The sequence below is a fragment of the Chungangia koreensis genome (assembly GCF_042651785.1).
Classification (GTDB): Bacteria; Bacillota; Bacilli; order Bacillales_A; family Planococcaceae; genus Chungangia; species Chungangia koreensis.
This window is the reverse complement of the sequence record NZ_JBHSEC010000020.1, coordinates 303,488-310,339: the sequence shown is the minus strand read 5'-3', so window position 1 is coordinate 310,339 and position 6,852 is coordinate 303,488. Positions and strand designations below refer to the sequence as shown.

Below are 6,852 nucleotides of genomic sequence, written 5' to 3'. Positions count from 1 at the left end.
AAGACGATGAGGTAGATAGGTTCGGGGTGGAAGCGCGGTGACGTGTGGAGCTGACGAATACTAATCGATCGAGGACTTAACCTAATAAAGTAAAATCCGGTAGGATTGCTTAAAATGCTTCAATGTCTTATTTATCCAGTTTTGAAAGAACAAAAATATATTTTTCTTTGAAATAATGCTTGAAAATCTTCGAAGAATTGATATAATAAATCTTGTCTTTCAAAACATATAAGTCCAGTGATGATGGCGAAGAGGTCACACCCGTTCCCATACCGAACACGGAAGTTAAGCTCTTCAGCGCCGATGGTAGTTGGGGGATTCCCCCTGCGAGAGTAGGACGTCGCTGGGCACTGTATCTCAAATGACTGGGACAAACCATAATCATCGGATACATATAGGAGGATTAGCTCAGCTGGGAGAGCACCTGCCTTACAAGCAGGGGGTCGGCGGTTCGATCCCGTCATCCTCCACCATTCTCATCAAGACACATGCCGGTGTAGCTCAATTGGTAGAGCAACTGACTTGTAATCAGTAGGTTGAGGGTTCAAGTCCTTTCGCCGGCACCATTCTTGTGAGCCATTAGCTCAGTCGGTAGAGCATCTGACTTTTAATCAGAGGGTCGAAGGTTCGAGTCCTTCATGGCTCACCATTTATATTAATATGCGGGTGTGGCGGAACTGGCAGACGCACTAGACTTAGGATCTAGCGCCTTCGGGCGTGGGGGTTCGACTCCCTTCACCCGCATCTTAATGCGGAAGTAGTTCAGTGGTAGAACACCACCTTGCCAAGGTGGGGGTCGCGGGTTCGAATCCCGTCTTCCGCTCCAACATTGCCATAAAGCCGGGGTGGCGGAACTGGCAGACGCACAGGACTTAAAATCCTGCGGTAGGTGACTACCGTACCGGTTCGATTCCGGTCCTCGGCACCAGTACCAATATAATTTATGTGCGCCCGTAGCTCAATTGGATAGAGCGTCTGACTACGGATCAGAAGGTTATGGGTTCGACTCCTGTCGGGCGCGCCATATACATATGTTTTTCGGGAAGTAGCTCAGCTTGGTAGAGCACTTGGTTTGGGACCAAGGGGTCGCAGGTTCGAATCCTGTCTTCCCGACCACTTATGAAATTAAAATGGGGCTTTAGCTCAGCTGGGAGAGCGCCTGCCTTGCACGCAGGAGGTCAGCGGTTCGATCCCGCTAAGCTCCACCATTTTAAATATAATAACCTGGCGGCGTAGCTCAGCTGGCTAGAGCGTACGGTTCATACCCGTAAGGTCGGGGGTTCGATCCCCTCTGCCGCCATCCTAAGGACCTTTAGCTCAGTTGGTTAGAGCAGACGGCTCATAACCGTCCGGTCGCAGGTTCGAGTCCTGCAAGGTCCACCATAATAGTGTTATAATACGGAGGCGTACCCAAGTGGCTGAAGGGATCGGTCTTGAAAACCGACAGGCGGGTTAAACCGTGCGTGGGTTCAAATCCTACCGCCTCCGCCATTTTTACTAAAAAAGTTCTTCCTTTATCACTATCAACTATGATATAATAGAACTTGTCTTGAAAAACAATAATATTGTCGCGGGGTGGAGCAGTTCGGTAGCTCGTCGGGCTCATAACCCGAAGGTCGCAGGTTCAAATCCTGCCCCCGCAACCAAATGGTCCCGTGGTGTAGCGGTTAACATGCCTGCCTGTCACGCAGGAGATCGCCGGTTCGATCCCGGTCGGGACCGCCATTTATTCTTATATATAAGATTTAGGATAAGCGAAGCTTATTGTAAATCGAAATGGGTCAGTAGCTCAGTTGGTAGAGCATTAGATTGAAGCTCTAAGTGTCGGCGGTTCGATTCCGTCCTGACCCACCATTTTTCCTTAATGCCGGTGTAGCTCAATTGGTAGAGCAACTGACTTGTAATCAGTAGGTTGAGGGTTCAAGTCCTTTCGCCGGCACCATATATGTGGAGGGGTAGCGAAGTGGCTAAACGCGGCGGACTGTAAATCCGCTCCTTCGGGTTCGGCAGTTCGAATCTGCCCCCCTCCACCAGTTTTTAGGGGCATAGTTTAACGGTAGAACAGAGGTCTCCAAAACCTCCGGTGTGGGTTCGATTCCTACTGCCCCTGCCAAAAAACAGCTGAATTTGTTATGATGGCGATTGTGGCGAAGTGGTTAACGCACCGGATTGTGGTTCCGGCATTCGTGGGTTCGATTCCCATCAGTCGCCCCATTTTAATTAACGTAATCCAAACCCTATCCATATTCTATTATGGCGGTTGTGGCGAAGTGGTTAACGCATCGGATTGTGGTTCCGACATTCGAGGGTTCGATTCCCTTCATCCGCCCCATTAATTTTTGGGGTATAGCCAAGCGGTAAGGCAATGGACTTTGACTCCATCATGCGTTGGTTCGAATCCAGCTACCCCAGTAGATGCGGAAGTAGTTCAGTGGTAGAACACCACCTTGCCAAGGTGGGGGTCGCGGGTTCGAATCCCGTCTTCCGCTCCAATATAATTTGGCGGCATAGCCAAGTGGTAAGGCACAGGTCTGCAACACCTTTATCACCGGTTCGAATCCGGTTGCCGCCTCCAGTAATAATTGGTTATTGTCTGCAGCATTTACATCTTGCCGGTGTGGCGGAATTGGCAGACGCGCACGACTCAAAATCGTGTTCCGTGAGGAGTGTCGGTTCGACCCCGACCACCGGTATCAATAGAAGCTACCATACTTCGACTAAAGAACTTCAACGTATATGTTGAAGTTCTTTTTTTCTACAATAAGTAAAGTAACTATAGAAATCCCTAACAAGAGAGTCATCTTGTTAGGGATTTCTATTTAAACACATCTTAAACGAACACAACTTGTTTAGCTATGTCTTCAACTAATTGCGCGGTAATCTTTAAGAATTCATCAATATCATTAGCATCATGGCAGTGCAAAGGAGAAATACGAACGGCGCCTGTTAAACCCAATGATTCAACGATACGCTTAGAGTATATGCTTGTATTTATTCTCTCGAAGACTGTTACTCCTCGTTTCCCATATTCCGCAACGGCTTCCGTATAACCGATCCCTTCAATGCTGATGGCTGAAATCAGATCTCGATCCTTCAATTCTTCTGAATCCAATAATACGTTAACTCCGTTGATATGACGTAATCCTGGGACTTCCTTTGTCCCTTCTAATAATCGGTACAATAGTGCTCGTTCTTGAAGATGGATATTCTCCATTCCTACGACATATAGTTGTCGTCTATCCTTAGAATCTGTGAATTGCTCACCAATCCAGCAAACATAGTCTACAACCGCGCTGATGGCAGCAAAGTTAGCGTGAGTAAATGAGCCAAGTTCCCATTCGTTTTCAGGTTTCGCTTCTAACTTATGATGTGGTAGTTTTGCGACTCGGTCTGAGATGTATCCATAGCCACAGCCACGAACTCCAAAGCCTTTGTATGGTGCAAAGTTCACTCCATCGAGTTGGGATTTCTCAACATCCAGAACACCATGAGGCATATGTTGAACAGCGTCCGAAATAATGTATAAATCCGGTTTGATTTTCCGAGCTTCTCTGACGATCTCTTCTATATCAAGTATGTTACCGGAAATGTTTGATGCACTGATTACACTTAACAGAGATGTATTTTCATCGATATGACGAATAATCTCTTCTGTGTCTACTCCTCCAGTGTTCGGATTGGCCATCGCAACTCGAAATTCTTTGCCTGTTTTTTCAGCGTAATACTTAGCTGAATCAAAAGCTGATGGATGTTCGATAGAAGTTGTAACCACATTCGTTCCTGGTACATTCTCAATTATAGCTTGAGTGATTTGGAACATTACTTGTGAAGCAGTCAATTCAGTTACTAATGCTCCAGATTTTGCGCCACAAATAACTTGCAGTATATCACGAATCCCATTTTCTTTTACCTGTTTAAGCATCTTTGAAGTTTCATTATTTCTGTCAGGGCAATCCGGTATTTTTTCAAACTGGGCTTTCGCCTCAACAGCAGATTTTAATCTCAGTGATCCACCGGAATTTTCAAAGAAAAGTCTTTTGTTTCCCAAATAATCTTCATCGACGTAATAGAACTTTTCTTTAATTTCCTTTTGTAAGTTTGCTTCAAAAAAGATACCCGTCTTTTCATTGTACATAAGAATTTATGCCTCCTAATTATAATTAAGGCTTACTGTTAACTCCCGACTTTTTCTAAGATCGGTTCATTCTGCACAGGCTCAGTCTCATTGAAGACATTCGAATCTACCATGTCCATTTGTGAAGCTACCACTGTAGTTCCTGTTAAATCCCCAACTACGTTTGTTGTTGTGTGACCAATATCAATAATCGGCCAGATTGCTGCCAATATTGGTATAAGGGTGAGTGGAAGCCCCAGTGTGGATAGTAATACGGTTGACATGACAACCCCAGCACCTTTAACCCCTGCAGCACCGATCGATAGGGCTAAACCAAGAAATACAAATTGAAAAATCGAAGTGAATGTTATTGGTAAGCCGTATAAATTACAGGCAAACACTGATATGAGACCGAGAGCTACGGCCATCCCATCCATGTTTACTGTTGCACCGAATGGGAGGGTAAAACCATAAATCTTTTCTGGTACTCCCAAGTTCTTGTTCGCCACATTCATTGATACTGGTAATGTTGCATTACTAGAAGTAGTGCTGGCTGCTACTAACATAGCCGGCGATATTTTCTTGTAAAATACCAATGGGTTTTTACGGGCAAAGATCTTTAGAATAAGAGGGTATACTACAAACAGAACGACCAGTAAAGAAATATAATCTGATAATATAAATACTCCAACCTCTGCTAACAGGTCAGTACCTAATGTACCGATCATATTCGCAACTAAGGCTAAAATGCCATAAGGAGAAAGGTACATTAAAAATTCGGTAATTTTAATCATTAAATCGGCGCCTTCATTTGCCAACTTTCTCAAACCGGTTGCACGTTCTCCTAAGGAAAGTAAGCCAATTCCAATGATGATGGACGCTATAATTATTTGAAGCATATTTGTTTCTGACATCGCCTGTACTATGTTGGTTGGAAACCATCCAACAAATTGATTTATGAAGCTGAATTCTACTGCCTCCGCTTGTTCAGCTGATTCTAATAACCCCATTGTGCCTTTCCCCGGGCCAAGTATCAATGCCACTATGACTCCTATTAGACTGGCTAAAAGACTAGTACCGATGAAATAAAGACCTATTTTTCCTCCAACTGATCTAAATGAACGCATGTCTTCCATTTTAGTAATACCGGCAATTAAGCATAAGAAGGTTAAAGGCACTACAAGAAACTGTAGAAGCCGTATAAAAATGTCTCCAACCGGTTTTAATACGGAAGCATTAGGTCCAAAAATTAAACCTATCGCAACTCCTATTACTGCAGCTATTGCTATTTGGACATATAATTTTCTTGTTACCCACCATTTCATGATGAATCCCCCTTGACTATAATTGATAAATATAAAAAATAATTTGTAAGCGCTTACCTTTAGTTGTTAAATGACTATCTCTTTTTTTGAGAAAAGGAGGCCCCTAAATTGTATGGAGCCACATCTAATAGTCGCCTGATCCTTCCTTTGTTCCTAAGCTCATTTCCGGTACAAATCCACCACCTTAATTATGCGGTCGATTGCATCAATCGCTGCTGCATGATTCTGTGAGAAGTTAATACGAAAACTATCGGTAAATTGTGGACCGAATTCCGTTCCTGGCGTTACCGTAACATCTGCTTGAAGTCGAAGGATCTTCGTGAACTCTCCAATGGTTACATCTAATTCGGGAACTTTAGGGAAGATATAACTACCTCCCTCCGTAGCCCTTACGGTAAACCCTTCAGCAGAATTGAACTTTCCAAGTAAATCATCGCGAATGGCTTGATGGGCCTGAATTCTTTGACTCATCCAACCTTCGGGTTCAGAAAACCAAGAAGCTAATACGGCTTGGCTATAGCCGCTTGCACGAAGTGATACAATCGCCTGCAGCTTTTCCATACGGTCAATAATTTGAGAGGAGCCAAATGCCACTCCTAAACGGTATCCGCTCAGCGACTCAGTTTTTGAAGGACCGATGATCGTAATTAAGTTTTCAGGGTCCATCATATTTTCTCCACATAGGTGAGTGTATGAGCGTCCGTCAAAAATTTGGCGTGAGTATAGCTCATCTACAATGACCTGTGCGCCATAATTCTGTGCAAGCTCTGCGATCTGGCGAATTTCCTCTTTAGAATAGATGACACCAGTCGGGTTATTGGGGTTTGAGAATAAAAATAACTTTACTCCATTTTTAAATGCTTCTTCTAGTTGAGTTAAGTCTAAACCGGAAGATGTCTTCGTATTTAAGTAGTCCATTTTAATCGGTACGATTTCACCGTCGAAAAATTCAACAAGTTTTCGATTGGCAAAGTAGTCGGGTTCAACAATGGAAACTTTATCTCCTCTTGCAATGATAGAGCCCATTGCCAGGAAGAGTGCCCCTTGTGTACCAGGTGTTATGATTAGATTTTGATTTTCATCAATAACGGAACCAGTAAACTTGGAAAGCTTCTGTGCTACGTCTTGACGGATGTTTTTACTCCCGCGGTATTCTGTATAGGCTTGCTTGCCTCCAATATGATATCCGTCAATGAAATGCTCTAATGAACCTGGAATCGGTTCAAAAGCATCTACATCACCGTGTGAAAAGTCGACAGGTATCCCATTGATTTTTTCACCACGCAGATGAATTGCTGTAATGTTTTGACGAACTTCTTGTCCTGGGGCATTGTCAGCTCCAAGTTTTATGAATTTCTCTTCTATTAATCTCATTTTATTCCTCTCTTTCTTTTAATAATGGCAATGCATGCT

3 protein-coding genes, 24 tRNA genes and 2 rRNA genes are annotated in these 6,852 nt (G+C 43.8%); 26 read left to right on the top strand and 3 right to left on the bottom strand.

The genetic code is table 11. The annotated features are described in order from the left end of the window. The 26 genes from ACFOZY_RS14660 to ACFOZY_RS14535 form a co-directional block, all read left to right on the top strand. Positions 1-84: ribosomal RNA gene (locus ACFOZY_RS14660) — 23S ribosomal RNA — on the top strand; the annotation flags it as partial. Positions 85-233: 149 nt separating this feature from the next. Then, positions 234-349, top strand: a 5S ribosomal RNA gene (gene rrf / locus ACFOZY_RS14655). 48 nt (positions 350-397) lie between these two features. Next, positions 398-473, top strand: a tRNA-Val gene (locus ACFOZY_RS14650). Positions 474-490: 17 nt separating this feature from the next. Next, a tRNA-Thr gene (locus ACFOZY_RS14645) sits at positions 491-566 on the top strand. Positions 567-573: 7 nt separating this feature from the next. Then, positions 574-649, top strand: a tRNA-Lys gene (locus tag ACFOZY_RS14640). Between the two features lie 13 nt (positions 650-662). Then, positions 663-744, top strand: a tRNA-Leu gene (locus tag ACFOZY_RS14635). A 7-nt stretch (positions 745-751) separates the two neighbouring features. Then, positions 752-826: transfer RNA gene (locus ACFOZY_RS14630), tRNA-Gly, on the top strand. A 13-nt stretch (positions 827-839) separates the two neighbouring features. Next, positions 840-928, top strand: a tRNA-Leu gene (locus tag ACFOZY_RS14625). A 19-nt stretch (positions 929-947) separates the two neighbouring features. Next, positions 948-1,024 (top strand) — tRNA-Arg (locus ACFOZY_RS14620). A gap of 15 nt (positions 1,025-1,039) precedes the next feature. Beyond that, a tRNA-Pro gene (locus ACFOZY_RS14615) sits at positions 1,040-1,116 on the top strand. 16 nt (positions 1,117-1,132) lie between these two features. Then, positions 1,133-1,208: transfer RNA gene (locus ACFOZY_RS14610), tRNA-Ala, on the top strand. 18 nt (positions 1,209-1,226) lie between these two features. Then, a tRNA-Met gene (locus ACFOZY_RS14605) sits at positions 1,227-1,300 on the top strand. Positions 1,301-1,306: 6 nt separating this feature from the next. Next, positions 1,307-1,383: transfer RNA gene (locus ACFOZY_RS14600), tRNA-Ile, on the top strand. Positions 1,384-1,400: 17 nt separating this feature from the next. Then, a tRNA-Ser gene (locus ACFOZY_RS14595) sits at positions 1,401-1,491 on the top strand. Between the two features lie 78 nt (positions 1,492-1,569). Beyond that, a tRNA-Met gene (locus ACFOZY_RS14590) sits at positions 1,570-1,646 on the top strand. A 3-nt stretch (positions 1,647-1,649) separates the two neighbouring features. Further along, positions 1,650-1,725: transfer RNA gene (locus ACFOZY_RS14585), tRNA-Asp, on the top strand. A 53-nt stretch (positions 1,726-1,778) separates the two neighbouring features. Further along, positions 1,779-1,854, top strand: a tRNA-Phe gene (locus ACFOZY_RS14580). Positions 1,855-1,866: 12 nt separating this feature from the next. Beyond that, positions 1,867-1,942: transfer RNA gene (locus ACFOZY_RS14575), tRNA-Thr, on the top strand. 7 nt (positions 1,943-1,949) lie between these two features. After that, positions 1,950-2,033: transfer RNA gene (locus ACFOZY_RS14570), tRNA-Tyr, on the top strand. A 6-nt stretch (positions 2,034-2,039) separates the two neighbouring features. Continuing rightward, a tRNA-Trp gene (locus tag ACFOZY_RS14565) sits at positions 2,040-2,113 on the top strand. Positions 2,114-2,138: 25 nt separating this feature from the next. Continuing rightward, positions 2,139-2,214 (top strand) — tRNA-His (locus ACFOZY_RS14560). A 42-nt stretch (positions 2,215-2,256) separates the two neighbouring features. Then, positions 2,257-2,332 (top strand) — tRNA-His (locus ACFOZY_RS14555). An 8-nt stretch (positions 2,333-2,340) separates the two neighbouring features. Then, positions 2,341-2,412 (top strand) — tRNA-Gln (locus tag ACFOZY_RS14550). 5 nt (positions 2,413-2,417) lie between these two features. Then, positions 2,418-2,492: transfer RNA gene (locus ACFOZY_RS14545), tRNA-Gly, on the top strand. Positions 2,493-2,501: 9 nt separating this feature from the next. Then, positions 2,502-2,575 (top strand) — tRNA-Cys (locus ACFOZY_RS14540). A 36-nt stretch (positions 2,576-2,611) separates the two neighbouring features. Beyond that, positions 2,612-2,693: transfer RNA gene (locus ACFOZY_RS14535), tRNA-Leu, on the top strand. A 137-nt stretch (positions 2,694-2,830) separates the two neighbouring features. Here ACFOZY_RS14535 and ACFOZY_RS14530 read toward each other — a convergent pair. From ACFOZY_RS14530 to ACFOZY_RS14520, 3 genes are all read right to left on the bottom strand, one after another. Then, positions 2,831-4,135 carry an aminotransferase class V-fold PLP-dependent enzyme gene (locus ACFOZY_RS14530; RefSeq protein ID WP_378156794.1) on the bottom strand — a complete coding sequence of 435 codons (1,305 nt, stop codon included), beginning with the start codon at positions 4,133-4,135 and terminating at the stop codon, positions 2,831-2,833. Positions 4,136-4,173: 38 nt separating this feature from the next. After that, complete coding sequence (locus ACFOZY_RS14525) at positions 4,174-5,439, bottom strand: dicarboxylate/amino acid:cation symporter (protein ID WP_378156792.1); 1,266 nt, start codon at positions 5,437-5,439, stop codon at positions 4,174-4,176. 159 nt (positions 5,440-5,598) lie between these two features. After that, positions 5,599-6,813, bottom strand: coding sequence for a pyridoxal phosphate-dependent aminotransferase (locus tag ACFOZY_RS14520; protein ID WP_378156790.1), 1,215 nt, complete (start codon positions 6,811-6,813; stop codon positions 5,599-5,601). Between the last annotated feature and the right edge of the window lie 39 nt (positions 6,814-6,852).